The following is a 25,430-nucleotide window of genomic DNA, read 5'->3' on the forward strand; positions in this document are numbered from 1 at the left end:
CCTACCTATCAATTTGTGTATGGCGGAGAAAATCAAGATGAAATTTCACGAAGTAAACTCGAAGGTTTTGGTTGGTTAAACACTTCGATTAGAAAAACCTTTTTTGATGATTTTGAAGTTACTCTTGGCGCCAGAAATGTACTCGATATCACGCGCGTTAACCTTAGCAATGGTCAAGGTGGCGCTCACAGTGCCGGAGCTCAAAGTCAGTTGCTGGGTTACGGAAGATCCTACTTTTTAAAACTATTATACAACCTTAATTTTTAAACCTATGAAATATAAATTTCACCTATTTAGCCTATTGCTTATCGCATTTTTAACAGCGTGTAGCGATGATGATAACGATACCGGAATTAGCAATGAATTTGTCGTTGCTTTTGAAAATCAAAATTACAGTTTTACCAATAGCGATACCGACAGAGAAATTAATTTAGTTTTTTCTGAAGAAGCTTCGCAAAGCGGAACGATTAGTATCACTTATACCGAAAACGGTTTAATTTACGGTATAGATTTTAGCACAACACCACAAGCCAATAGTGGTATTATCGAAATTCCTTTTGAAGCAGGAACTACCGAAACTTCTTTCACATTCGAAAAACTAACACCTAACCCTATCGAAGGTGAAGAACTAAAGAGCGTTACTTTTTTAATTGCTGAAGTAACCAATGGTTTCTCACAAGGGAACACCACATTCACTGCCAATTATTTTGACGCTGCTTCTGCCGGCGGAAGCGTTGCTCCAGAACTTGGCGGTCCCAATCAAGGAAATCAGGTTTATGTCGATTTAAGTACCAGTACCGAAAAAATCGTTGAACGCGATCGTTGGGATCTTGCTTTTTACAGTAAAGATGAGTTTCGAGTAAAATTAAATTCTTCACTCTTTATGATGGCGGCAGCATTAGAAGAAACGAATATCGATAATGTGGTGGCGAACGATGTGCTTCAGCTTCAAAATCAAATGCAATTATTGCAAGATGGTTCTAACGAATATGTAGATGATCCCAGCGGAAGTATTTCTGAAACGGCTATCGATGAAGTTTCAAACACAATTGAAGAGAATAAAGTTTACCTCATCAATATGGGTAACGAAGTAGGCACAAACACGCCGGAAGTTGGTAGCGTTGCCGTTGCAGGCGATTATCGTGGCTGGATGAAGGTTCGCGTTCATCAAGAAAACGGAGAATATGTATTGCAATATGCAGATTTAGAAGCCTCGACTCACCAAGAAGTTACAATTTCAAAATCACCGGAGTATAACTTTACGTTTTTCAGCTTAGTCAATGAAACGATTGTCGATGTAGAACCTAAAGCAACCCAATGGGATTTAAATTTTAGCGTTTTTGTTGAAGTGTTAGACTTACCGGGCGGTGGGCAAACAGCTTATGGTTTTTCAGATTATGTAGCTACAAATGTATTAGCAGAAACAAAAGCTTATGAAGTTTCAGCAAACGAAAATCTTAACTATCAGAATTTCTCTTTAGAAGATATTGATGAAAACGAATTCGAGATCGATCAACGTGTAATTGGTAGTAATTGGAGAGATGTTTTCTCTCAATCGGTCACTCCTAATTTATTCTATGTAATCGAAGATCCAGATGGAAACCTTTACAAATTAAGATTTACAGCCTTAGTAAATGAAAACGGAGTTAGAGGTTATCCTTCTTTTGAATACAGTCTTTTAAACTAATATATCATTCAACATTAAAAATTATTCAACCTATGAAAACAAAACTATTATTTATTGCATTATTTAGCATCGCGCTAATTTCTAATGCACAACAAGCAGTAAACCTCTCGATGGGAGCAGAGTATACGAACGAAGTTTTTTACGATTTTTCTGAAAATGAAAGTTATTCGTACACCGCTGCAGATTGGGATATTGCCTTTTTAAGAACAAGTGCTACTAGTATAGGATTACGCATTAATTCTAATATCGAACTTTTTGAAGCTTCTAACGATGAGAATGATTGGGCAACTATCGATGTTGCCAACGAAGCCAACTGGACGCAACTTTACAATAGCAGTGAAGATTGGTATGATGGAGCTTTTAGCAATGCTTCAGAAAACACTCCTCCTTTTGGTTACGGTTGGGGTATTTACGATTTAGGAGATCATGTAGTTTACGGTACTATTGTTTTTGTTTTAAAATATGAAGACAATACTTACAGAAAGTTTTTTATCGAGCAATATGCAGCGGGTTATACTTTTAAATATGCTACTTGGGATGAATCTACTTCAACTTGGAGTGCAGATGTTATAGCAACGGTATCAAATAGCAGTAACCCAGATCGCATTTTTAATTATTACAGTTTAAAAAACGATACAGAAGTAGTAGCTGAACCTGCCACGACTGATTGGGATATCAAATTCACTCAATATTATACAGAAATTAATATGGGAACTCCTGTAATATATAAAGTTACCGGAGCTTTACAGCATCCGGATGTTACTGTTGCAGAAAATGTAGAAACAGGAAACGGAGATCCAAACAACCAAACTTACATTTCTGAAATTAATACTATTGGTCGCGATTGGAAATCTTATAATATGGGAGCAAATGCTTACGATGTTGCACCCGATGTTTATTATTACGTAAAAGATATAGACAACAATGTATACCGTTTACATTTCACTTCATTTGACGGTCGCTCAACAGGAAACTTAAGTTTTAATGTTGAAGATGTAACCAGTCAATTAAGTGTTACAAATTTTGATAACGGAGATTCTTTCGGTTTTTACCCGAACCCGGCAAAAGGACAGATTGAAATTCTTTATGAAAATAAAATTTCAACAGACGTTAACGTAGCGATCTACAGTATGACCGGACAAAAAGTTCTTGAGAAAGAATTAAAAAATGATGGTTTCTACAATCAAAAATTAGATATCTCACATTTAAATACCGGAAACTATGTGATCAAGTTTTCTACCGGTAACCAATCGACTACCAAAAAGTTAATTGTACAATAATTCTTATTATTTTTTTTGAACGTAATGAAAGCTACCTTCGGGTAGCTTTTCTTGTTTTAAATCAATCTAATTACAAAATACTCAAAAACAACTATTTAAATTGTTTCTACTTTTATTTACATCTAATTTAGAAGAAATTAAAAAGAAAAGTTATGAGTATTAGACTAGGAAACAGTTGCGTAAACTGCCAGAAATATGAAGATCATTTTTGCCAACTTCACGAAACGACCGTAGGCACAAAACATACTTGCGATAGTTTTGATATGCGTGCAGCCATTAAAGACGATCCAAATTGCACGACGTGTTCAAGATATATGAGTGCAACCTGCCCAAACCCTAAAAAGGCAGCGCCGCATATGTTATGTAATCATTGGGCTCCGCAAGAAGTTGCCTAATTGACTAAATGTATAAAAATAGAAAATCACTCTAACGAGTGATTTTTTTATTTTAAACTTTTTGAAAGCAAATAACAAATTCAGTCCCTTTCCCTTCAATAGGATTTATTTCTAGAGTTGCATTATTGGAAAGTAAATACTGTTTTACCAATAATAAACCAATCCCTGTACCGTGTTCATTAAACGTACCAAACTCAGAAACAACCTTAGTTTGATTGGTTTTTATCTCGGTTATCTTATTTTCTTTAATTGGTTCACCGGCATTAAAAATTTTAAGACAGGCATTTTTCTCTTGTTCAGCATAGCTAATTTTAATCAAATCGTTTTCCGGAGTAAATTTTACGGCATTCGATAATAAATTATGAAGAATAACACTTAAATGTGCAGGATCTACATAAATTAAAAGTTGCTTTAAACCGTTACTTTCATGAGCTATAGTGACGTTTTTGTTTCTAGCAATTACAAAATAAACATCGACTACTTCATTTACCTTATCAATAAGATCAACCTTTTTTAGATTCACCTCATTATTCTCCATTTGATTAGTTGCCCATTTTAAAAGGTTTCTAAGCATTAAAGAGGTAGAGCTTAATTGCATGTGCATTTCTTTTAAAACCTCTTTTTGTTCTTCTTCAGAAAAAGCACCTTCTTTTAAAAGTTCTATGAGTTGCAATAGCGAAGACATAGGCGATTTTAGATCGTGAGATAAAATCGAAAACATCTTATTTTTACTTTGGTTAATTTTATTTAGCTGTTCATTTTTAATCGATAATTCTTTGTTCAGTAGGGATTTCTGTCGGTTAGCTTTTCGTAATCTTAAAAAGAAAACCAGTCCTATAATTGTTTTTACAACAACAATTATGAATAATATTTTTATGATCATTAACTTTTTTTCTGACGCTGCTTTTTGGTAGCTTAATAATTTATTTTCTTCTTCTTGATATTCTAACTGAAGTAAATTTATTTGATCGAGTTGTTTATCGTTGTACAACGAATCTCTATACTCAATATTTTCTTCAGCATAAAAATCTCTTTTAATTGTATCACCAATTTTTTGGTAAATGTCGCTTAATATTCCCGTATTCCTTTCTAAATCCCAATAAGAGTTGGTTATTTTTGCATAACGGTAGGCTTTTAAAGCATTTTTTTCTGCTTGGGAAAATTGTTTTAGCGTTAAGTTAACTTCAGCCAAACCAGCATAAGCAAAAGATTTTTCCCAATTACTTAATTCTTTCGAATTACTTAGCAAGTCTTGATAAGCTTGTTTAGATTTTTCAAACTTTCTTTCTAGAAATAGCAGCTGAGCTTTACGGTTTTGTATTTTATGTAAAACTCCTTTTCGGTTAGATTCTACAGCAAATTTATGAGAACGATCTAAAAATTGCTTCGCCTTTCTTAGGTTATGAAGTTCTAAATAAGAAATACTTTTGTTGAAGTAATAAGAAGAAAGTAAAAATTTATCATCTTCAATGAGGCTTATCGCTTTATCGAAATACAAAATAGCAACTTCGTGCCTATCTATTGCTTGCTGAATTAAACCAATACCAGCATAAGATTTGCTTTCTCCTACGACATCATTATGATTTTTAAAACCAGAAACAGCCTTTAAAAAATACTTTAAAGAATTGCTGTAATTACCATTTACATAGAATAATCCCGCATACGTAAAATTGATTTCTGGGACATCATCATAATTGTTTTCAACCGCAATTTTCTCTGCCAATTGCGTACTTACTAATGCTTCTTGAAAATTATCCTGATACTTTTGTTTAGCTTGCTCTAAATAATAGTGAATAGAATCATTACTTGTTGATACTTCCGGATCACAAAACCCATGAAAAGAACTCATCAACAAAACAAAAGAAGAAACACGTAAGAATTTTAAAATCATCCTTTTAAAAAATTGATGTTAAAATAGTGTAAAATTCTAATTCAAACCAAATTAGTGATAATTCTTAAAAATTTTTAAGGCTTCATTATAAGAAGCTTCAAAACTTCCCATTTTTACCTGTGAATCTGTTTTTTGAGAGGTAAAATACGACACTAATTTTTCGGTAGGCATATTTCCCGTTAGTTCATCTTTTGCCATCGGACAACCGCCAAAACCTTGTATAGCGCCGTCAAAACGTTTACAACCGGCAAGATAAGCTGCATTCACTTTTTCGTGCCAAGAATCTGGTGTAGTGTGTAAATGTGCACCGAACTCTATTTCTGGATACTGCGGAATTAAATTTGAAAACAAATATGTAATCGTTTCTGCATCAGAAGTTCCTACGGTATCAGAAAGTGAAAGAATTTTCACACCTAAATTAGAGAGTTTTTCGGTCCACTCGCCTACGATCTCGACATTCCAAGGATCACCGTAAGGATTGCCAAAACCCATCGAAAGGTAAGCCACGACTTCTTTATTGTTCTGGTTCGCTAATTCAAGAATTTCTTTTAAAATATCAACCGATTGATCGATGGTTTTATGCGTGTTCCGCATCTGAAAATTTTCAGAAATCGAAAATGGGTAACCTAAATAATCAATCTCGGGATGAACCACCGCATCTTGCGCTCCACGAACATTAGCAACGATCGCCAGTAATTTACTTTTGGTTGAAGAAAGATCTAATTGGGCTAAAACTTCTTTGGTATCTACCATTTGCGGAATGGCTTGTGGCGAAACAAAACTACCAAAATCAATAGTATCAAAACCACAGCGCAATAATGACTGTATATATTGAACTTTTTTTTCGGTAGGAATAAAAGTTTTAATGCCTTGCATAGCATCACGGGGGCATTCAATAAGCTTGATGTTATCCATATTCCAAATATACAGTTTCAGGCTAAAAAAATGAATATTTTATAAAAATTCTCTGAATTAAGAGGGAAAAATAAATATTCTTCAAAAGAAACGTAATTTATATTTCAACAGGAAGTAAAATCGGTCCTAAATAACCAAACCAAATAGCAAAACCTGATAGTCCACCCACTAAACCCGCTAAAACAAAACTGAACCGGTATTGAATAGGAATCACTTTAAAAATAACATATAAACTTACAGCAGCTCCAATCATCATCATCATTAACGGTAGAGTCCAAACATTCCAACCTAAATATTCTGAAATGCGAAATTCATCACCTGCGTAAAATTGAGTTTTCCCAAGAACTTCTTCGACCAAACCGTGAACTGCATTAAAAACTTCTCTTAAAATGAAAAGTGCTAAAAATACTCCGAGCCAATCCAAAACTTTAAACTCTGATTTATGCTTAGATTTTCTAAAATACAGAATAAATAAACCAATAATACTTGTTAAGATAGTTTGCAAAGGCCCGCCAATAGTTATCAATATTGACCGTGTAGGATTATGAGGATATTTTTCTTCAATCGGTTTAAAATAAGGCTCTAATAGTTTTTCTCCTTCAGTTGGATTAGCTTCAAGTTTATCTCGGTTATCTTCAAAAAACTTCTGAAAAGCAATTACGTCTTCATCTTCCCAATAGCCTTCAGGAGCACTGGTCATACTCCCATAAAAAAGTTTAGCATCGTTACCCAGCAACTCTGCCATTGTGATATGTCCTAATTCGTGTGATAATGTTCCTATAACCGTAAAGAGCATAAATCCCAATACAGTAATTAGAAAAAATTTCAGTTTAAAGTTGAAAGTGACCATTCAACTAAAATAGAATAAAAATCGCAATTCCTATAAAAACAACAATTTGCATCCATTTTAAAAATACTCCCGAATGTTGGTGTTTTTCTAAATAAGTTTTTAAAGATCCTGCTAAGAAAGCAATACTCCCGAAAACAAGGAATGAAACGAGAATAAACAAAACTCCTAACACGTAAAACTGTAGAGTTTCATTTAATTCTTCGGAAAATAGAAAACCGGGGAAAAGCGCTAAAAAGAATAAAGAAACTTTCGGGTTTAAGACATTCATCATAAAACCTTGTCGAAATAATCCAAATATTGGTTTGGCCTCAAACTCATCATTCGAAAAATTGATCTGATTTGAAGATCGATAAACCTTATAAGCCAAGAAAAGTAAATAGGCAGCTCCAAAAATCTTCAACAGCATAAATAGCATTTCATTCTTAGCGATCAATAAAGAAACCCCAAAAGCTACGAGTGAAGTATGTACCAAACATCCCGTCATTAACCCTGCCACGACCGCAAAAGCATATTTTTTACCAAACCGAATACTTTGTACCAACACGAAGATATTATCGGGCCCCGGTGAAAGCGCCAAAGCAAAAACTGCTAAACAAAAGGAGATGAGAATTTCGGTATTCATTTAAATTTTAATGAAGTATTCAATTTATTCGACGATTCGTCATGCTGAACTTGATTCAGCATCACATCAATTTAAGATCAGAAAATTACTAAACTAACTTCGACTCTGCTCAATATGAATGAAATCTCGGACTACTTTCCTAAAATCGCCTGATTAATGTCCTTAATTAATTGCGGACCTTCATAAATAAAGCCTGTATATAATTGCACTAAACTTGCGCCGGCTTCTAATTTTCCTAAAGCATCTTTTGCTGAATGAATTCCGCCCACTCCAATAATAGGGAACGAGCGATTACTTTTTTCAGCTAAAAACCGAATCACTTCTGTAGAACGAGAAGTTAAAGGCTTACCGCTCAAACCTCCGGTTTCCCCTTTATTTTCAGACTGTAAACCTTCACGCGAAATGGTCGTATTGGTAGCGATCACCCCATCTATTTTTGTTTGCTGAACGATCTCAATAATATCTAATAACTGACTATCGGTAAGATCGGGAGCTATTTTTAATAGAATTGGCTTTTGCGTAGGCTTTTCAGCATTTAACTGTTTAAGCGTATTTAATAAATGAGTAAGTGGTTCTTTATCTTGTAAGGCACGTAAATTTGGCGTGTTCGGCGAACTTACATTCACCACAAAATAATCTACGTACGGGAAAAGCGCTTCAAAACAGATTTTGTAATCTTCAACGGCTTGTTCGTTAGGTGTTACTTTGTTTTTCCCAATATTCCCGCCAATTAAAACCTCTCCGTTATTTTTCTTTAAACGTTCCACAGCAGCAACGACACCCTCATTATTAAAACCCATTCGGTTAATAATTGCTTGGTCTTCTTTCAACCTGAACAAACGTTTTTTAGGATTTCCCGATTGTGGTTTTGGGGTTAAGGTTCCTATTTCAACAAAACCAAAACCAAGCCCGGAAAGTTCTTTGTACAATTTTGCATCTTTATCGAATCCTGCGGCCAAACCTACCGGATTTTTAAATTTCAACCCGAAAACTTCACGTTCCAATCGTTTATCTTCTACCGCATATTTCGACTTTAAAAAACCGGCCATTCCCGGTACTTTAAAAGATTTTCTTAGAAAAGAAAAAGTAAAATAATGAATTTTCTCAGGATCAAATTTAAATAAGAAAGGTCGTATGAGTTGCTTGTACATCTGTGCTTAGGTTTGCACAAAAATACGTTAAAAATAAAAAAGGCAAAGCCGAATGTGAAAGTCTTTGTTTCCCACTTTCTGAATACGTATTTTTGAAAAAAATACTAGAAAATGATCGAAAAACAACATATTATTAATCGCTTTACATCGTACATCACAATCGATACCGAAAGCGACCCGAAAAGCGACAGCACTCCAAGTACCGAAAAACAATGGAACCTCGCTAAAAAATTAGCCGAAGAACTCAAAGAAATGGGAATGAGCGACGTGAGCATCGACGAGAACGCTTACGTAATGGCAACATTACCTTCTAATGTAGATCACGAAGTGCCTGCCATTGGTTTTGTATCCCATTTTGATACTTCTCCTGATTTTACCGGAGCGAACATTAATCCGCAAATTGTAGAAAATTATGATGGTAAAGATATCGTTTTAAATGAAGTGGAAGATATTGTGCTTTCTCCAGATTATTTTGAAGATTTACTACAATACAAAGGGCAAACGCTCATCACTACCGACGGTACCACACTTTTAGGAGCCGACGATAAAGCAGGAATTACCGAAATTATGAGCGCGATAGAATATTTACTTCAGCATCCAGAAATTAAACACGGACCTATAAAAGTAGGTTTTACTCCAGACGAAGAAATTGGTCGTGGCGCACACAAATTTGATGTCGAAAAATTCGGAGCCAAATGGGCATATACGATGGATGGTAGCCAAATTGGAGAATTAGAATACGAGAATTTTAATGCTGCCGGTGCCGATGTAAAAGTAAAAGGTAAAATCGTACATCCCGGTTACGCCAAAGGCAAAATGGTAAATAGTATGTACATCGCACAAGACTTTGTAAATTCGTTACCAAGACTAGAAACCCCGGAACATACCGAAGGCCGACAAGGATTTTTTCACCTTACCCAAATTAGCGGAAAGGTAGAAGAAACCAATATGCACTACATTATTCGCGATCACGATAAAGAACATTTTGAAGCGCGTAAAAAAATGATGCTCGATCTAGCCGAAGAAATTAACAGTCAGCATCAAAAAGAAGTGATCACGATCGAAATTAAAGATCAATACTTCAATATGCGTGAAAAAGTAGAACCGGTGATGCACATTGTAGATATTGCAGAAGATGCGATGAAAGCCGTAGATGTTGAACCAATTATCAAGCCTATTCGTGGTGGTACCGATGGTTCTCAACTTTCGTTTATGGGCTTACCTTGTCCTAATATTTTTGCCGGCGGTCACAACTTTCACGGGCGTTACGAATACGTTCCTGTAGAAAGTATGATCAAAGCCACCGAAGTGATTGTGAAAATTGCAGAACTTACGGCAGAAAAGTATAAGTCATAAGGGCGCCTTTTCGCGCTGTACGCTTATAGTTACAACTGCAAAAGCTAAAAAATTAAAGGCTGGCAGGAGCTTCTTTTAGTCGCTCTGCCAGCCTTCATTTTTTAAAACTTTTTCTAGCCATAAGCTATCGCTGCCATCACGGCCGCAAAAATCACCTAAATCTTGGTTTTCGTTTAAAATTGCGACGCTTATTCTTTCTCCACATTTTACGATTTCCGTAGATAGAGAAAATCGCGATAAATGTCCAAATTACATTCGTTACAAACGAAGGCATTGCGCTATAATACAAACAATTGAAGGCTACAAAAATGCCTCCACATAAATTTAAGTACCTACAAAGGGTACTAAAATCTTTATGTTTTACCAATGTAAGTGCATACGAAAGGACTACAAAAAAAGAGCCTAACCAACCTAATAGATCCAATACCATTTTCATAGCGCATAAAATTTAGGGTTTATTAGTTTTTAAAATTTGTTCAGTTCGTTGTTTAAAGTCTGCTTCGGCAATATTTTGCTCTAAAATTTCTAATTGTTTTAAAATTTCTCTGTTATGATTCATTATTTGAGCAACAGCTTCATTTCCGGCTTCCCAATAGGTTTCGATCTCCGGTAACTTTTCAAGAGCTTTCTCTGATAGGCTTAATTGATATTTACGAAAATCTTCGGGATCTTTTTCAGATTTAATGTAGCCTCGCTTTTTCATTTTATTAATTAGTTTCACGATCGCGGGATGCGAAAGTTGCAAAGCTTCAGCAATTTCCATAACCGTCATTTGCTCATTTTTTTGCAGGATAAGAAAAATCATATGCCAATTGGGTTCGATATCTAAATCGACTGACTTATAAAATTCTTTGGTACTGTATACAAATGCATCGCTCAATCTCTTTAATCGAGCCGTGAGTCCTGCGTAATCCATTTCAACTAAAAAATCTTCTTCCATAAATACTATTTAAGTAACCCGTTACGCAAATGTGCAAAAAATTACGTAACGGGTTACTTAATAAATTCATTTTAACGTATATTTAATTTCAAATTTGAGATTTATGCCAGTAAAATCATTTGAAGAATACGCAGAAAAGCATTTAAAATGGAAAGAAGAGTTGCAACAGTTACGAGAGTTACTTCTTTCAACAGAATTAGAAGAAACTATTAAATGGGGTGCTCCAATTTATGTCTTAAACAATAAAAATGTGGTAGGGTTAGGTGCATTTAAAAATCACTACGCATTGTGGTTTTTTAACGGAGCTTTACTTCAGCAAAACACAGAATTACTCATTAATGCGCAGGAAGAAAAAACGAAAGCTTTGCGACAAATAAGATTTAAAGAAAATGACAAACTTCTTATTTCAACTTTAAAAAAATATGTTGAAGAAGCTATTCAATTACAAAAGGCGGGAAAAGAAATTAAGCCTAAAAAAAATAAACCGCTTACAATTCCTTCCGAATTAAAAGAGGCTTTTCAAAAAGATACAGAGCTAAAATCTGCTTTTGAAAAATTTACCAAAGGCAAACAACGTGAGTTTACAGAGCATATTGCTAATGCGAAGCGAGAAGCTACAAGAATTTCTCGTTTACAAAAATGCATCCCGATGATAAAAGCAGGGATTGGCTTAAATGATAAGTATAGAAAATAAAAAAGCCTCTCAGTTTTGAGAGGCTTTTTTATTGATAGAAATAAATTTATTTCTTCTCTTTTTCGTCCTTTGGTTTATTTAAGGCTTGACTAAGTTCCATCGAAATAGAAGACTTGTCGAAAGTGATTTTCCCTGCTCCGGTTTCTAAGATTACTGCATTTAGCTTTTCACTAAAATCGGCAATTTTACCGTGCATTCCACTTTTTGTTACTACCTTATCTCCTCTTTTTAACTCTTCAGCAAAATTCTTTTCAGATTTCTGACGCTTCATTTGAGGTCGAATCATAAAAAAATAAAATACTGCAAAAATGGCTAAAAAAGGCCAAAGTCCCATTAATGACTCCATAGACTAGTTTCTATTTTGTTTAGTTATGATCGTGACCTTCGTGAGAAGTAGCCGCTTGTGCTTGACCTCCGTCTGCGCTAGGAGTTACAAAAGCTTTAATTTTAATCATTTCTTGTCCAGCCTCTGTGTTAGTAGTAATTCTAACAGTTTTCATTTGGTTGTTTGGCTTGTTACGAGAATTGAATTTTACTAACATTTCTCCTGTTGCTCCCGGAGCTATAGGCTCTTTTGGCCAAGATGGTACTGTACAACCACAGCTACCTTTTGCGTTTGTGATTACTAATGGTGCATCACCAGTGTTCGTAAATTTAAAAGTGTGCTCTACAACATCACCTTCGTTAATAGTACCGAAATCGTGCATTTCTTCTTCGAAAGACATTTTTGCAGTACCTTCTGCGTTAGCATCTCTTTCAGCAACATCTGCAACATTTTCTTCGTTTACTTTATCTGCTGCTTTTTCTTCTTTACAAGAGGTAAATGCGATGGCTGCTACGGCAGCTAACATTAAAAATCCTTTTTTCATTTTACTTAATTTAGGGTTTGTAATTGATTTTAAGCGCTAAAAATAATAAATTTTGAGGGATTACATCAAACCTCTACCTATTTTATTTAATTTTTGCGCGTCTTTATATTCTTTAGAAAGTTTGTCTAAAATTCCGTTTAAGAAAATACTACTTTTTGGCGTACTATATTCTTTAGCGATTTCTAGATACTCATTAATAGTTACTTTGACAGGGATCGAAGAGAATTTTAAAAACTCACAAATTGCCATTTTAAGGAGTACTGCATCTATTTCAGCAATACGATCTTTATCCCAGTTTGGAGTTTTTCCTTCAATATCTTCTTCAAACTTTTCTTGGTGTAAAGCGGTTTTGGTAAAAAGATCTTTAGCAAATTCTTTATCATCCATACTTTTAAAAAGCTTCGGGATCTTGATACTTTCGTCGTTTTCTTTTACTTTCTTTAAAAGTTTTAGAATACTCGTATTTACAATTGGTAAATCGTCTAACCAGGTTAGCTTTTTATCTTCTAAATAATCGTAAAGTTTATCGTTTGGCGCAACAATTTCTTTAAAAAGATCGATCACAAAATCTTTATCTTCTTTAAAATCTGAAGTTCTGGTTTTTAGGTAATCTTCGTAGAGTTCACTTTTCTTTAGATCTTCCCAAAGTATACCAACATACTCGTCGTCTTGTTGCCAGTGGTTGAGTTTTCGGTCTTCTAAAAGTTCGTTTAATTCTTCGGTAGCTTCTATTTTTTGAAGAACTGCATTATTTACAAAACGAAGATTCGGATTTTTATCTTCGTCTGTAGCAAGGTATTTATTCTGAGATTTTTCAATAAAATCTTCAGCTTTCTTTTTAATTTCTACTAATAAAGACAATTGAAGTAAAAATAGATCATACATTTCTTCCATACTTTTGGTAAGAAATCGTTGCTCTACCTGAAGGCTATCGTTATTAGATTGATTAAATGCATAAATAGATTGCATTACTTTTACTCGAATATGTCTTCTTGTTAACATAGCTTTTAAAGAACATTTTTAAATTAAAAAAGGGCGAAAAATTTCGCCCTGCAAAAATAGAATTTTATTTATGGTTTTAAATCTTATTAGAAATTTATTTTTTAGCTGCTAAAATTCTGTTTTTAGCGATTTTTAAAGCAGCTTGATGAGTCGTCATTTGCTCCAACTCTGCTTTGGTTAAAATTTCTAAAGTGGTGTTGTAAATATTTTCGGTTTTTTTAATTATTTCAGCTCGATCGTACTTCACTATTTCAGCATACACATTAATAATTCCGCCGGCATTAATTAAGAAATCAGGTGCGTAAACAATTCCTTTTTGCTTAAGCAATTCACCGTGAATTAACTCGTCTGCTAATTGATTGTTGGCTGCTCCGGCAACTACTTTCGCTTTTAACTGCGGAATAGTTTGATCGTTTAAAGTTGCGCCCAAAGCACAAGGTGCGTAAATATCTACATCTAGATCATATAGATGATCGCCCTCAAAAATCTTAGCTCCATATTTTTCACTTACTTCTATTAATCGTTCCTGATTAATATCGGCAATAATTACTTCAGCTCCTTCTTCAGAAACATATTTCACCAAAGTTTCACCAACGTGACCAATACCTTGTACTAATACTTTTTTACCTTCAAGATTATCGGTTCCAAATTTATATTTCGCTGCCGCTTTCATTCCCATAAAAACACCATAGGCAGTAATAGGAGAAGGATTACCTGCACCACCTTTTTCTTCAGAAATACCGGCTACAAACGGAGTTACTTCACTTACGATATCCATATCTTCCGTTTCCATACCCACATCTTCTGCAGTGATGTATTTACCACTTAACGAATGTACAAACTCCCCAAATCTTCGCATTAAAGCCGGAGTTTTTTGTGTTTTGGCATCACCAATAATCACAGCTTTTCCGCCACCAAGGTTTAAACCGGTGATCGCACTTTTAAAACTCATCCCGCGAGAAAGTCGAAGTACATCGTTGAGTGCTTCATACTCACTTTCATAATTCCACATACGTGTACCGCCTAAAGCAGGACCTAAATTTGTATTATGAATCCCAATTATTGCTTTTAAACCTGTATCTTTGTCGTTACAAAAAACCACTTGTTCGTGGTTATCAAATGAAAGTTGCCCGAATACCGGAGCGACTTTTTTTAATTCATTTGCTTTTAAAATTTCAGCATTCATAAGCTGTTTTATTTAAGTTGAATTATTAAATTAATAAAATTTAGCACAAAAATAATTAATTTTTCAATTGAAAGTGTTTAAAAATACATAAAATTGAATATTTAATAATTTGAAGCCTTAGCTCTTTATGAAAGAATTACAATACCTCAACAAATTTTTCAGAAAATATAAGTGGCAAATGCTTTTAGGCTTCATTATTACAGTGGGTGCCAGAATTTTTGCAGTTTATGTTCCTAAATTTATTGGTGATTCTACCAATGTGATCGAAAGATATATTAATGGAGAAATTACAGAAATAGCTTTAGTTAAATCTGAATTAACTACTAATATTCTCTACATTTTAGGAGCGGCTTTACTCTCTGGTTTATTCACATTTTTAATGCGCCAAACCTTCATCGTGGTTTCTCGACACATTGAATACGATCTAAAAAATGAGGTTTACCAACAATACCAAAACCTGTCGCTTAATTTTTATAAGAAAAACAGAACGGGAGATTTAATGAATCGTATTAGCGAAGATGTTTCTCGCGTACGTATGTATTTTGGACCAGCCTTAATGAATAGTGTTTCTACAATTACTATGTTTTTGGTTGTGATCGTTTATATGATCAACAAAGCACCTTTACTCACCTTATATACCATTGCGCCCTTCCCTATTTTGTCGTTTGCGATTTACAAATTGAGTCGTGCAATTAACCAACGAAGTACGATCGTACAAGAATATTTATCTAAGTTAAGTACATTTACCCAAGAAAGCTTTAGCGGAATATCGGTCATCAAATCTTACGGATTAGAATCTCAAACCAATACCGGTTTTGTAGAATTGGCCGACACGAGTCGGGAGAAAAACATCGATCTGGTAAAAGTGCAGGCTTTTTTCTTCCCGTTAATGGCTTTATTAATTGGCGGAAGTAACATCTTGGTGATCTACATTGGAGGGCAACGCGTGATCAATGGCGAGATTGAAAACTTCGGAGTTATTGTTGAATTTTTATTATACGTAAATATGCTTACTTGGCCGGTTGCGAGTGTTGGTTGGATCGCCGATATGGTGCAACGTGCAGAAGCTTCTCAAAAAAGGATCAACGAGTTTTTAAAACAAAAAACTGAAATTAAAAATAAAACCCAAACCACCACTCCGGTAAAAGGCAAGGTTGAATTTAAAGACGTCACCTTTACTTATGACGATACCAATATTACCGCACTTAAAAAGGTTTCTTTTGAAATCGATCAAGGCGAAACCTTGGCGATCATTGGTAAAACCGGTTCAGGTAAATCGACTATTTTAGAATTGATCGGTCGACTTTATGATGTTGAAAAACAAAACGGACATTTACTTATCGACGGGCAAGACATTGATCAATTCAACTTAAAAAATCTTCGAAATTCTATTGGTTACGTTCCGCAAGATGCATTCTTATTTAGCGATTCCATTAAAAATAATATTCGCTTTGGCAAGAGTGACGCCTCAGATCAAGAAGTAATAGAAGCGGCTAAAAATGCGGCTGTTCATAAAAATATTGAAGGCTTTAGCAAAGGTTATGATACGGTTCTTGGTGAACGCGGTATTACACTTTCTGGCGGACAAAAACAACGGGTTTCGATCGCAAGAGCGATTATACAAGATCCGCAAATTTTATTGTTTGACGATTGCCTTTCTGCGGTAGATACCGAAACCGAAGAAGAAATCTTAAGCAACCTGCACAAGATCTCTACTAATAAGATGACGATTATTGTAAGTCACCGTATTTCTTCAGCTAAAAACGCCGATAAAATCATCGTCTTAGAAGAAGGAGAAATTATACAAGAAGGAACTCACAATCAATTAGTAAAGCAGGAAGGTTACTATCAGGAGCTTTATTTGAAACAGTTAAGCGAAAAAGAAAGCTAATTTTTCTTGGCAGATGTTAATATTTTTAAGATTTTTGACAATATCTAAAATTAAACCAATAATTTTTCGACTATGAGCGATAATGGAACGATGCAGAAAGAAGAAATATTCTCAAAAGTACTAAGAGCAGGTAGACGTACGTATTTCTTTGATGTAAGAGCAACAAAAGCCAATGATTATTATTTGACGATTACAGAAAGTAAAAAGTTTACAAATGAAGATGGCTCTTTTTACTACAAAAAACACAAAATTTACCTTTACAAAGAAGATTTTGAAGGTTTTGCTGAAATCTTAGAAGAAATGACTTCTTACATTATCAATGAAAAAGGAGAAGAAGTAATTAGCGAACGTCACCAAAAGAATTTCAAGAAAGAATATGAGTCAAATGGTAAAGAAACTTCTACCGTAGCCGAAAAATTTACCGATGTAAGTTTCGACGATATTTAAAAAATACTACTTGATCATTAAAAGCCGCTAAACAATTTAGCGGCTTTTTTTATGCTGAAAAAATTCATTCAACAAATAAATAGACACATTCAGAAAAAAGATATAGTTTTATAAGTTTTTGAAACTATTTTTAAGCTTTACCTTACAACTGCAAACGTGTTTCAACGAGCCAACTATTTAATTCTGATTCTCTTATGTATTTGCCAAGAAATGGTTTCGCAAGAACCTGCGGCAATCTCATTAGGTTCTTTTTACCAACAACCCGACCTTACCTACTACGATGCTTTAGAAGATAAAAACAAGAATATTTGGCTATCGTCAGACAACGGTCTTTATAAATTTACCGGGACCAATTTTCAAGAATATTTTACGAGCGCACAAAAAAGCAATGCTTTTTTTTCACTTAAAGAAGTGAACCAATCGGTTTGGATGGTCAATCTTTACGGGCAATTGCTTAAAACCCAAAAAGACTCTTTACAGGTTGTCGCTAATCTTTCTCCCTATTTAAAAGGAAAGCTTGCAGAAATTTATCCGGTAAAAAATAAGCTTTACCTAACTTCTCAAGCCGGTTTATTAACTTACGATTGTGATAACGATAAATTACTTCAACTAAATACAGAAAGTATTTTAGCCACTTGGCAAGATCCAAAAACTCAAGCCATCTATTATTTTAATGACCGTAATGAATTTAAGCGGATTTCTGCTGAAAAAATTGAAACCTTAACGACATTAATTTCAATATCTTCTACAGAAAAACTGCATTCCAGAATCTATAATTTTTGGAACGAAATTTATTTATCGTATGTAGAAAATAATCGTGCTGTATTAAGTAAATGGAACGCCCAAACCTCAAGTTTTGAAAAAATAGAGTTTTTTGATAAGGATGAAGATTTACGGATTTATAGTAATTTCAGCCTAAAGGATAACGTTTTATTGGCCTCTAACAAAGGCGTTTTAAAACTTGATCGCAACTTTAAACTTGTTGAACATAGTTTTAAAGATGTTGCTGTTTCTAAAATTTTTAAAGACTTTCAAGGCAATACTTGGATCACCACTTTAAAAAATGGAGTATTTGTTATTCCGCAACATCATTTTCTAAAAGTGAAGTTGCCATTGGCCGAAGAAAGTGTGACTACAATTACGCAATTAGACTACAATAAAGCAGTGATTGGCACCAGCAGAGGGAAGCTTCTATGGCTTGATCACAATTTAGAAGTCGTTAAAGAAATTCAATTACCCGATTATCAACCGGTTACTCAATTGCTTTATCGTGATGAGCAACAAGAACTTCTTATTAGCTTAGAAAATTTAAGTGCTTATCGCTATAACCTCAACAATAATCAAATACAAAATTTTCAAGAATTAGGAAGTTCTAAAGCGCTCACGGCTGTAAAAAATGGATTTTTACACCTCACCTATCGTGCGGCGTTTTATTACGCAGATAATTCTGAAGAACCTCAACTTTTAAAAGATAAACGAGCGGTTAACGCTTTCTACAATTCAGCAACCGAAACCTTTTTTATTGCCTATATCGATGAGCTTATCTCCTACGATAAAGATTTAAATGAAACAAAAATCACTTACCAAAACCAACCAGTCTTAGCCACTTCTTTTACGCTAAACGACGACCAACTAATCATTGGCACGCGACAACAGGGAGTTTTGGCCTACAAAAATGCAATTACCAAAAGTTATTTAACTACGGCAAAAAATCTTTCGCACAACAGTATTTTAGATGTTGCTTCTTCGCCGCAAGAATTGTTTATACTTACGAAAGAAGGTTTGCAGATCTACGATTTTCAGCTAAAAAAGATCACGAAAAATTTCAGTTATATTGATAAAGTAGATCTAAAAAAACTATCGATTTTTCAAGATCAACTTTTAATTGCCGGGAATAAAGATTTGCTTGCGGTAAATCTTTCTGAAGCTAGTTCTGCCCAGAAAAATAAATTACCACCAACACCTATTTTACAAAAAATTACCACCGAAGATGCTACCTATATTTCTGCTGAAAACTTAAAGTTTAAACCCGATCAAAAAAATATTCAGATTACTTATCAAGCTCCAGGTTTACAATTAGGGCAAGCTTATCGTTACAAATACAGACTTTCGAACCTTTCTGATCATTGGGAAGAAACACTCACCGGCTTAACGAGTTTAATTTTTAGTTATTTACCATCGGGTAATTACGATTTAGAGATTAAAACCATCGATGCTACCGGAACAGAAAGTGAAGAAAGTCTTTGCATTACTTTTGAAATTGAAACCCCTTTTTACCGAGAACTTTGGTTTTACCTTTTGGTAATCCTGCTAATTCTTGTACTTATTCTCGTAGGTTTTAAACTGCTGTTGAATCGAAAAAACAAAAAGCAACAAAAAAAATTACTTCAACTGGAACACCAGAGTAAGATCAACGAATTACGTTTAGAGAATATTCGTTCACAAATGAATCCGCATTTTATTTTTAATGCTTTAAATGCCATTCAGGATTATATTTTATCGAACGAAAAGAAATTGGCGAGCTCGTATTTGGTGAAATTTTCACGACTTATTCGAATGTATCTTGAACACAGTCAAAAAAACTTTATCTCGCTGGCCGAAGAATTAGAAGCGCTAAAACTTTATATTGAATTGGAGAAAATTAGAATTGAAGAAAGCTTCAATTTTAGGTTAGAGGTTTCAGAAAAAATTCAGCTAAATCACATCAAAGTGCCGTCGTTGTTTATTCAACCTTATGTTGAAAACGCGATCAAACACGGCTTACTTCATAAAAAAGGAGCTAAACAATTAAAGATCAGTTTTGAGCAACAAGAAGATTTTATTTGTTGTAAAATTAAGGATAACGGGATCGGAGTAGATAATGCGCAACGTATTAATCGGCGCCAACTTACCAAACACAAATCTTTTGCGCTTGATGCTAACGAAGAACGCATACACCTTTACAACCGACTTAAAGATTATAATATTGAAGTGAACCTTAAAAACGCGGTAGAAAATGAAGAAAACCCGGGAACTTTGGTCATTTTAAAAATACCGATCAATTTAAAATGAAAGCGATAATTATAGACGATGAGCCTCGCGCAAGAAATTTGCTAGAGAAAATGTTGGAAGATATTCAGGAAATTCAGCTTGAAATTTTTACAGCAAAAAATCTATTAGAAGGAGTTGAACTTATTAAAACCGAGCAACCGCAACTTGTATTTTTAGATATTGAAATGCCGGAACATTCGGGTTTAGAAATTTTCAATTTTATAAAAACTCCGGTTTATTTTAAGCTTATTTTCACTACGGCATATAATCAATATGCAATTGAAGCTTTTAAGCAAAACGCTGTCGATTATTTATTAAAACCTATTGATAGTGAAGAATTAGAACAGGCAGTTTTTAAAGCCAAAAAATTAATTGACAGTGAACAAATTACTCATCAAATTGAAGATCTGTCGAAGGCTTTGCAGAAAATTGCAATGAACAAAATTGCGTTAGAAGTACCTAAAGGAATTCTTTTTGTACCTCATGAAGAGATTTTATACTTTGAAGCTGACGGAATGTACACCAATGTATTTTTAAAAGACGGCGATAAAAAGTTAATCTGTAAACCACTGAAAAATTTCGTTGAGCAGTTACACGAAGAAACTTTATTTTTTAAATGCCACCGATCGTACTTAGTGAATTTACAATACGTAAAAGAATTTTCTAGAAAAGATGGCGACCAATTAATCATGAGCAATCAAAAATCGGTGCCTATTTCTAAATCGAATAAAGAGCATTTCTTAGAGCTTGTTCAACAAATATTCAGATAAAAAAAGAGGTCGTAACCATAAAAGACTTCCCACAGATCTTTTAACCGGTAACAACCTCTTCAACAAAAAAACTCTAATCTTTATAATTTTACAAACACGTATAGAACGAATAATTAGTGGCTAAATCTTTATTCCACGAGCTAGTCGGTTCAAAATCTTCATCGATCACAATACAATATAAGTCTTCATTGTTATGCGCTTCCATTCGGGTAAAGTTTTCATTATTACCGTTAGCTACATTTAGGCTTTGCAAATCGTTTGTATGTACTTTTAAATCTTCAAGTAATGGCAACATACTCACATCTAAGGTGGTTAATTGATTATGCTCTAACAAAACTTGCGTTAAGGCTAAGTTCGAAGACAGATCGACTTCTGTAATAGCATTATTAAAAGCCGATAACACCTGAATATTTTCAAAAGCTTCAATACCGGTTAGCATTTCTATATTTCGACCGTTAATAGCTAAATTACCATCGAATGCAGCGGCTTCACTTTCGCTAATTTCTTCATCTTCATTTGTATTAATCGCTGTATTTTCTACCAAAGCAGCTTTAAAATTAGCATCGGGTATAAAAACATAGGTTTCGAGATTTTCTTCTGAAGATTGATTCTCGTCGTCGCTTGAGCAGCTGTAAAAACTTATGATTACCATTGCTGCTAAACTGAATAGTCTTTTATTCATTTTTTAATTTAAATTTAGGGTTGAGTATTGTTACAATCAATGTATTGGCCGTAAGGCATTTGCCCGTGAATAACCCCACCAAAATTGGTGTTACCATAACTGCTGCCATCGTATTGTTGTTTTAAGAGATAACCTTGTAATTTGCATTTTCCGTTTCTCAATTTCTCGGTAAATGCGCCTCTAATCCAACGGTAAAGCGGTCTTCCGGTAATTTTATGATGTACAATGTGCCAATCGTTAGATTCTATATTTACGTGCAGTAATTGTCCGCCATCTTTTTCAACTACTTTTTTTATTTCTGTTTTCGCAAAGCTTTTTAAAGCTGAATCACTATTGAGTTTTCCTGCTGCCGGAATTTTAACACTTGCCAAGTCTGCTTTTGCAGCAGCATCGTAATTAGCTTTAAGTTTAGTTTCCATTTCTACAGCTATTTTTTTAGCTTCTTCTTTACTGTATTTTGCTAATTTTTCTTCTGGAGCAATTACATTCATGATATACAAATCTTCTAAAACAATGTATGATGGTACATTAAAAGCGTGCCCACCTACTTGTTGCCCTGCATATAAAATAAAAACATCTTCTTCTACCTTTAGCATTCTGCTTAAAATAGGTCCGCTAATACCTATCTCTAATTGATGATTGGGATCTGCTGGATGCTTAACAATATAAGATCCGCTAGTCATCTCATAAACACGTGTGCCGCCAATAGCAAAACCATCTAACACTTTAGGAGATATAAAAACTAACCAAGAATATTCTAGATCGTAATCGGGTTGTATAACTACGGCGTGCCCTTGTTCTAACTCACCTTCTTTATAATTTGCTCCTGTTACCATATGAGTAGTATGTACATAAACAGAACCCATTGGGTCTAAAAATTTTAGACTTGTAGTAACATTACCTGCTTCTTCTGTATAAGGACTTCTAGGTACACTGCCTGGCATCTTACTAGCACCACCTGATGCTCCTGAAGAAGATGTGGTAGTAGTACTAGCTTCTTCTTTTACAACATTTTTAGCTGCGTTTTTAACTTTATTTTTTAGCATTTTACCAAACTGCGCTTGGGTAGAAATGCTGTAAAACAAGCTAATAGCCAATAGTATTAAACTTAATTTTATTTTCATAATAGATTGGTTTAAATACAAAAGCGCATACTGCCCCACCAGTATGCACTTTTATATATGATTAATTTTTAATAATTCTCTTTACAGCACGATTACCTTGAGAAATAATTTCTGCAAAATAAATACCGCTAGGTAAGTAACTTACATCTATTGTTTGAGAAAAAGAAGCAACTACTTTTTCCCCTAAAGTGTTGTAAACATTAACTTTATCTACCATAGAAGCTGCATCTATATGAAGAATATCTTGTACTGGATTTGGATAAACAGAAAAGTTTTCTAATGCATTCTGTTCTGTACTTAAACTACAAGTAGTATATCCATAAATGGTGTTAGGGTCTTTATCTGAATCTATCATCCAAAATATACCAGGGCTTGCAGCAGGAGGTGTAAAACCGTTATCTAATTGCACACAAGAAAGATTAGGACAATTAAATGCATAAAATTCATTAATTGAAGCATTATTGCCGTTAGCCATATTTATAATTTGTAAGTTAGCGTTATCTGAAACATACAAAGCACCTAAAGATGGTAACATCGAAACATCTATATCAGAGAAAAGGTTATCTTTTAAATACAATTGTATAAGTCCCGGGTTGTTAGATAAGTCTATACTGGTAAGATCATTTTCTACTAATTTTAAACTTGTAAGCTGAGCTAATGAAGAAAGATCTATAGAGGTAAAATTATTAGTATTTGCTTCTAATTCTTCTAAAACAGTATTGCTAGAAAAATCGATCGTACTAAGATTGGTATTGTTTACTCTAAGTATTTCTAAATTAGTAAAATTACTTACATCTATACTTCCTAATGGATTATCACTCAAATAAGCAGTAGTAACAGTTGATGTATTGGGTAAGGTTAAGCTAGAAGCAGTTAAATTATTAGAATTAACAGCAAACCAAATTAAATTAGTTTGATTGCTTAAGTCTAAACTGCTTAGGTTATTTTGGTTCAAGCTTAAGCTTTCAATAGCCGGGTTATTAGATAAATCTATCGTCGTTAATTGATTAAGCCCTGCCGAAAAATTAATCAAATTAGTATTGTTGGAAACATCTAAAGAGGTTAATTGATTATTATTTAAATTTAAGACTTCTAAATTTACGTTGGTGCTTAAATCTACAGAAGCAAGACTTAGCGTATAATCTGCTCCTAAAATGGTAAGATTGGTAAGTCCTGTTACATCTAGAGTTGTTAATGGGTTTAAGCCTATCGAAATTTTGGTTAAAGCAGTATTTGCGGTAAAATTGGCAAAATTAATATTATTATTAGGTATAAATACTTCTGTTATATTTGTAAAAGCCTCTAAACCGGTTAGATCTTGAATGTTTAAATTAGGAGCAGAAATTATACCGGTAAAAGCTTGCGCTTCCGCATAGCTAATTTCGTTATCTTGATTGGTATTTATTCCCGTATGCGTAAGCAAATAAGCGCTTAAATCGGGATCTGGGATATAAACATTTTGAGCAAAAAGACTAGCACTAGCTAAGCAAAATAAAGAAAGTAATTTTCGTTTCATGTGAAGATGTGTTTTTATAATTACACCTCAAAATTCTACTAATCAATGCATAACCTAGCAACTAACTTTCTCAATACCGTTATTTAATTGCTGAATGACATAAATAGCTTTTAAATGAAAATTAGCTCACTTTTAAACCATTTTCTATGGAAGCTTCCGGCTGAATAATAGTAACCTCATCACCATCGACAGCGCCCATCAATAAACATTCACTCATAAAATTTGCAATTTGCTTTTTAGGGAAGTTCACAACCGCAATGGTTTGTTTTCCTAAAAGATCTTCTTTGGTATAACGTTTTGTTATTTGAGCTGAAGTTTTTCTAATCCCGATTTCTTCCCCAAAATCTATACGCAATTGGTAAGCCGGCTTTCGTGCTTCAGGAAAATCGTTCACTTCTATAATCGTTCCTACACGCATATCTATTTTTGCAAAGTCTTGCCAAGTAATCTCTTTTTCCATCCTTAAATTTTCTATTGAATTTTAAAGCAGAAGCGCTTCAGAAATAATTCAAATTTTAGTATTTTGTAATTCAAATTTAAAAATATAATGGCAAGAACCTATTCCATAGATATAGATCTAGGCACAAAAGCTCCAGAATTTGAACTTCGAGACAGCGTCACCAACAACTTAGTTAACCTTTACGATGTTAAAGGTGAAAAAGGTACCGTGGTGATGTTTATCTGCAATCACTGTCCGTTTGTAAAACATGTGAACGACGAGATCGTAAGACTCGCTAACGATTACCGCGTGTTGGGCTTTGGTTTTGTGGCGATTTCTAGTAATGATGTAGAAAACTACCCGGAAGATCATCCTAAATTAATGCACGAGAATGCCAGAAAACATAATTTTACCTTTCCGTATTTATATGATGAAACGCAAGAAGTTGCTAAAGCTTATCAAGCGGCTTGCACACCAGATTTCTATGTTTTTGACGGAGAGTTAAAATTGGTTTATCACGGACAATTAGACGATTCTCGCCCTCAAAACGGAATTCCTGTAACAGGGAGAAGTATTCGTGAAGCTCTAGACGCCATTCTAAACAACAGAAAAGTAGCTGAAATACAAAAACCTAGTTTGGGTTGTGGGATAAAATGGAAACCTGAAGACTAAGATAAGTTAAGCTTATGCTAA

At 34.1% G+C, this 25,430-nt stretch carries 26 protein-coding genes; 11 read left to right on the plus strand and 15 right to left on the minus strand.

What is annotated here, in order from left to right:
- Positions 1-15 precede the first annotated feature (15 nt).
- The 4 genes from G551_RS16135 (at position 16) to G551_RS16365 (ending at position 3,362) form a co-directional block, all read left to right on the plus strand.
- Complete coding sequence (locus tag G551_RS16135; RefSeq protein WP_051191220.1) at positions 16-267, plus strand: hypothetical protein; 252 nt, start codon at positions 16-18, stop codon at positions 265-267.
- A 4-nt stretch (positions 268-271) separates the two neighbouring features.
- The gene (locus G551_RS0103220; protein ID WP_036243227.1) at positions 272-1,687 is read left to right on the plus strand and encodes an HmuY family protein; all 1,416 of its coding nucleotides are present in this window, start codon (positions 272-274) and stop codon (positions 1,685-1,687) included.
- Positions 1,688-1,719: 32 nt separating this feature from the next.
- Positions 1,720-2,967 (plus strand): T9SS type A sorting domain-containing protein, encoded by a 1,248-nt coding sequence (locus G551_RS0103225; protein ID WP_027884218.1) that lies wholly within the window; start codon positions 1,720-1,722, stop codon positions 2,965-2,967.
- A 152-nt stretch (positions 2,968-3,119) separates the two neighbouring features.
- A complete protein-coding gene (locus G551_RS16365) occupies positions 3,120-3,362 on the plus strand; it encodes a hypothetical protein (RefSeq protein ID WP_084626366.1) in 243 nt (80 codons plus the stop codon).
- A gap of 52 nt (positions 3,363-3,414) precedes the next feature.
- Here G551_RS16365 and G551_RS0103230 read toward each other — a convergent pair whose 3' ends face one another.
- From G551_RS0103230 to G551_RS0103250, 5 genes are all read right to left on the minus strand, one after another.
- A complete protein-coding gene (locus G551_RS0103230; RefSeq protein ID WP_027884219.1) occupies positions 3,415-5,253 on the minus strand; it encodes a tetratricopeptide repeat-containing sensor histidine kinase in 1,839 nt (612 codons plus the stop codon).
- Between the two features lie 51 nt (positions 5,254-5,304).
- Positions 5,305-6,168 (minus strand): hydroxymethylglutaryl-CoA lyase, encoded by an 864-nt coding sequence (locus tag G551_RS0103235; RefSeq protein WP_027884220.1) that lies wholly within the window; start codon positions 6,166-6,168, stop codon positions 5,305-5,307.
- Positions 6,169-6,265: 97 nt separating this feature from the next.
- A complete protein-coding gene (locus tag G551_RS0103240; RefSeq protein ID WP_156876749.1) occupies positions 6,266-6,973 on the minus strand; it encodes a hypothetical protein in 708 nt (235 codons plus the stop codon).
- Between the two features lie 49 nt (positions 6,974-7,022).
- The gene (locus G551_RS0103245) at positions 7,023-7,640 is read right to left on the minus strand and encodes a LysE family translocator (RefSeq protein WP_027884222.1); all 618 of its coding nucleotides are present in this window, start codon (positions 7,638-7,640) and stop codon (positions 7,023-7,025) included.
- Between the two features lie 131 nt (positions 7,641-7,771).
- Positions 7,772-8,791, minus strand: coding sequence for a quinone-dependent dihydroorotate dehydrogenase (locus G551_RS0103250; protein ID WP_027884223.1), 1,020 nt, complete (start codon positions 8,789-8,791; stop codon positions 7,772-7,774).
- Positions 8,792-8,902: 111 nt separating this feature from the next.
- Here G551_RS0103250 and pepT point away from each other — a divergent pair, with 111 nt between their 5' ends.
- Positions 8,903-10,147, plus strand: coding sequence for a peptidase T (gene pepT / locus G551_RS0103255; RefSeq protein ID WP_027884224.1), 1,245 nt, complete (start codon positions 8,903-8,905; stop codon positions 10,145-10,147).
- 151 nt (positions 10,148-10,298) lie between these two features.
- Here pepT and G551_RS17015 read toward each other — a convergent pair whose 3' ends face one another.
- A complete protein-coding gene (locus tag G551_RS17015) occupies positions 10,299-10,583 on the minus strand; it encodes a CBU_0592 family membrane protein (protein WP_084626367.1) in 285 nt (94 codons plus the stop codon).
- Between the two features lie 12 nt (positions 10,584-10,595).
- Positions 10,596-11,087 (minus strand): MarR family winged helix-turn-helix transcriptional regulator, encoded by a 492-nt coding sequence (locus G551_RS0103260; protein ID WP_027884225.1) that lies wholly within the window; start codon positions 11,085-11,087, stop codon positions 10,596-10,598.
- 103 nt (positions 11,088-11,190) lie between these two features.
- Between G551_RS0103260 and G551_RS0103265 the strand changes: the two genes are divergently transcribed.
- On the plus strand, positions 11,191-11,781 hold the full coding sequence (locus tag G551_RS0103265; RefSeq protein ID WP_027884226.1) for a YdeI/OmpD-associated family protein: 591 nt from the start codon (positions 11,191-11,193) through the stop codon (positions 11,779-11,781).
- 46 nt (positions 11,782-11,827) lie between these two features.
- On the opposite strand, the gene yajC is transcribed toward G551_RS0103265, so the two are convergent.
- From yajC to G551_RS0103285, 4 genes are all read right to left on the minus strand, one after another.
- Complete coding sequence (yajC, locus tag G551_RS0103270; protein ID WP_027884227.1) at positions 11,828-12,127, minus strand: preprotein translocase subunit YajC; 300 nt, start codon at positions 12,125-12,127, stop codon at positions 11,828-11,830.
- Between the two features lie 19 nt (positions 12,128-12,146).
- The gene (locus G551_RS15315) at positions 12,147-12,650 is read right to left on the minus strand and encodes a DUF1573 domain-containing protein (protein WP_051191225.1); all 504 of its coding nucleotides are present in this window, start codon (positions 12,648-12,650) and stop codon (positions 12,147-12,149) included.
- A 60-nt stretch (positions 12,651-12,710) separates the two neighbouring features.
- On the minus strand, positions 12,711-13,652 hold the full coding sequence (gene nusB / locus G551_RS0103280; RefSeq protein ID WP_027884228.1) for a transcription antitermination factor NusB: 942 nt from the start codon (positions 13,650-13,652) through the stop codon (positions 12,711-12,713).
- Positions 13,653-13,746: 94 nt separating this feature from the next.
- Positions 13,747-14,838 (minus strand): Glu/Leu/Phe/Val family dehydrogenase, encoded by a 1,092-nt coding sequence (locus tag G551_RS0103285; protein ID WP_027884229.1) that lies wholly within the window; start codon positions 14,836-14,838, stop codon positions 13,747-13,749.
- A 127-nt stretch (positions 14,839-14,965) separates the two neighbouring features.
- Here G551_RS0103285 and G551_RS0103290 point away from each other — a divergent pair, with 127 nt between their 5' ends.
- The 4 genes from G551_RS0103290 (at position 14,966) to G551_RS0103305 (ending at position 20,976) form a co-directional block, all read left to right on the plus strand.
- A complete protein-coding gene (locus G551_RS0103290; protein WP_027884230.1) occupies positions 14,966-16,729 on the plus strand; it encodes an ABC transporter ATP-binding protein in 1,764 nt (587 codons plus the stop codon).
- A gap of 72 nt (positions 16,730-16,801) precedes the next feature.
- On the plus strand, positions 16,802-17,176 hold the full coding sequence (locus G551_RS0103295) for a PUR family DNA/RNA-binding protein (RefSeq protein ID WP_027884231.1): 375 nt from the start codon (positions 16,802-16,804) through the stop codon (positions 17,174-17,176).
- Between the two features lie 210 nt (positions 17,177-17,386).
- Positions 17,387-20,227 carry a sensor histidine kinase gene (locus G551_RS0103300; RefSeq protein WP_027884232.1) on the plus strand — a complete coding sequence of 947 codons (2,841 nt, stop codon included), beginning with the start codon at positions 17,387-17,389 and terminating at the stop codon, positions 20,225-20,227.
- Positions 20,224-20,976 (plus strand): LytR/AlgR family response regulator transcription factor, encoded by a 753-nt coding sequence (locus G551_RS0103305; protein WP_027884233.1) that lies wholly within the window; start codon positions 20,224-20,226, stop codon positions 20,974-20,976. Before G551_RS0103300 ends, G551_RS0103305 begins: the two co-directional genes overlap by 4 nt.
- Before the next feature lie 88 nt (positions 20,977-21,064).
- Here G551_RS0103305 and G551_RS16140 read toward each other — a convergent pair whose 3' ends face one another.
- From G551_RS16140 to G551_RS0103325, 4 genes are all read right to left on the minus strand, one after another.
- Entirely contained in the window at positions 21,065-21,658 is a 594-nt protein-coding gene (locus tag G551_RS16140) for a leucine-rich repeat domain-containing protein (RefSeq protein ID WP_051191226.1), read from the minus strand.
- Between the two features lie 14 nt (positions 21,659-21,672).
- Positions 21,673-22,782, minus strand: a complete 1,110-nt coding sequence (locus tag G551_RS16145; RefSeq protein ID WP_051191228.1) for a hypothetical protein — start codon at positions 22,780-22,782, stop codon at positions 21,673-21,675.
- 61 nt (positions 22,783-22,843) lie between these two features.
- Positions 22,844-24,298, minus strand: a complete 1,455-nt coding sequence (locus G551_RS0103320; protein ID WP_027884235.1) for a T9SS type A sorting domain-containing protein — start codon at positions 24,296-24,298, stop codon at positions 22,844-22,846.
- A 121-nt stretch (positions 24,299-24,419) separates the two neighbouring features.
- Positions 24,420-24,758 carry a tRNA-binding protein gene (locus G551_RS0103325; RefSeq protein ID WP_027884236.1) on the minus strand — a complete coding sequence of 113 codons (339 nt, stop codon included), beginning with the start codon at positions 24,756-24,758 and terminating at the stop codon, positions 24,420-24,422.
- A gap of 87 nt (positions 24,759-24,845) precedes the next feature.
- Here G551_RS0103325 and G551_RS0103330 point away from each other — a divergent pair, with 87 nt between their 5' ends.
- Positions 24,846-25,409, plus strand: coding sequence for a thioredoxin family protein (locus G551_RS0103330; protein ID WP_027884237.1), 564 nt, complete (start codon positions 24,846-24,848; stop codon positions 25,407-25,409).
- The last annotated feature ends 21 nt before the right edge of the window (positions 25,410-25,430 follow it).

This window comes from Mesonia mobilis DSM 19841, assembly GCF_000423405.1.
In the GTDB taxonomy this organism is placed as follows: Bacteria; Bacteroidota; Bacteroidia; order Flavobacteriales; family Flavobacteriaceae; genus Mesonia; species Mesonia mobilis.

Coding starts and splice junctions, on each gene's coding strand:
- G551_RS16145 (WP_051191228.1), bottom strand. CDS start 22,782: ATGAAAATAAAATTAAGTTTAATACTATTGGCTATTAGCTTGTTTTAC.
- G551_RS0103230 (WP_027884219.1), bottom strand. CDS start 5,253: ATGATTTTAAAATTCTTACGTGTTTCTTCTTTTGTTTTGTTGATGAGT.
- G551_RS0103330 (WP_027884237.1), top strand. CDS start 24,846: ATGGCAAGAACCTATTCCATAGATATAGATCTAGGCACAAAAGCTCCA.
- G551_RS15315 (WP_051191225.1), bottom strand. CDS start 12,650: ATGAAAAAAGGATTTTTAATGTTAGCTGCCGTAGCAGCCATCGCATTT.
- G551_RS0103250 (WP_027884223.1), bottom strand. CDS start 8,791: ATGTACAAGCAACTCATACGACCTTTCTTATTTAAATTTGATCCTGAG.
- G551_RS0103225 (WP_027884218.1), top strand. CDS start 1,720: ATGAAAACAAAACTATTATTTATTGCATTATTTAGCATCGCGCTAATT.
- G551_RS16365 (WP_084626366.1), top strand. CDS start 3,120: ATGAGTATTAGACTAGGAAACAGTTGCGTAAACTGCCAGAAATATGAA.
- G551_RS0103265 (WP_027884226.1), top strand. CDS start 11,191: ATGCCAGTAAAATCATTTGAAGAATACGCAGAAAAGCATTTAAAATGG.
- G551_RS0103220 (WP_036243227.1), top strand. CDS start 272: ATGAAATATAAATTTCACCTATTTAGCCTATTGCTTATCGCATTTTTA.
- nusB (WP_027884228.1), bottom strand. CDS start 13,652: ATGTTAACAAGAAGACATATTCGAGTAAAAGTAATGCAATCTATTTAT.
- G551_RS16140 (WP_051191226.1), bottom strand. CDS start 21,658: ATGAATAAAAGACTATTCAGTTTAGCAGCAATGGTAATCATAAGTTTT.
- G551_RS0103290 (WP_027884230.1), top strand. CDS start 14,966: ATGAAAGAATTACAATACCTCAACAAATTTTTCAGAAAATATAAGTGG.
- G551_RS0103320 (WP_027884235.1), bottom strand. CDS start 24,298: ATGAAACGAAAATTACTTTCTTTATTTTGCTTAGCTAGTGCTAGTCTT.
- yajC (WP_027884227.1), bottom strand. CDS start 12,127: ATGGAGTCATTAATGGGACTTTGGCCTTTTTTAGCCATTTTTGCAGTA.
- G551_RS0103235 (WP_027884220.1), bottom strand. CDS start 6,168: ATGGATAACATCAAGCTTATTGAATGCCCCCGTGATGCTATGCAAGGC.
- G551_RS0103245 (WP_027884222.1), bottom strand. CDS start 7,640: ATGAATACCGAAATTCTCATCTCCTTTTGTTTAGCAGTTTTTGCTTTG.
- pepT (WP_027884224.1), top strand. CDS start 8,903: ATGATCGAAAAACAACATATTATTAATCGCTTTACATCGTACATCACA.
- G551_RS0103295 (WP_027884231.1), top strand. CDS start 16,802: ATGAGCGATAATGGAACGATGCAGAAAGAAGAAATATTCTCAAAAGTA.
- G551_RS17015 (WP_084626367.1), bottom strand. CDS start 10,583: ATGAAAATGGTATTGGATCTATTAGGTTGGTTAGGCTCTTTTTTTGTA.
- G551_RS0103305 (WP_027884233.1), top strand. CDS start 20,224: ATGAAAGCGATAATTATAGACGATGAGCCTCGCGCAAGAAATTTGCTA.
- G551_RS0103260 (WP_027884225.1), bottom strand. CDS start 11,087: ATGGAAGAAGATTTTTTAGTTGAAATGGATTACGCAGGACTCACGGCT.
- G551_RS0103300 (WP_027884232.1), top strand. CDS start 17,387: ATGGTTTCGCAAGAACCTGCGGCAATCTCATTAGGTTCTTTTTACCAA.
- G551_RS0103285 (WP_027884229.1), bottom strand. CDS start 14,838: ATGAATGCTGAAATTTTAAAAGCAAATGAATTAAAAAAAGTCGCTCCG.
- G551_RS0103325 (WP_027884236.1), bottom strand. CDS start 24,758: ATGGAAAAAGAGATTACTTGGCAAGACTTTGCAAAAATAGATATGCGT.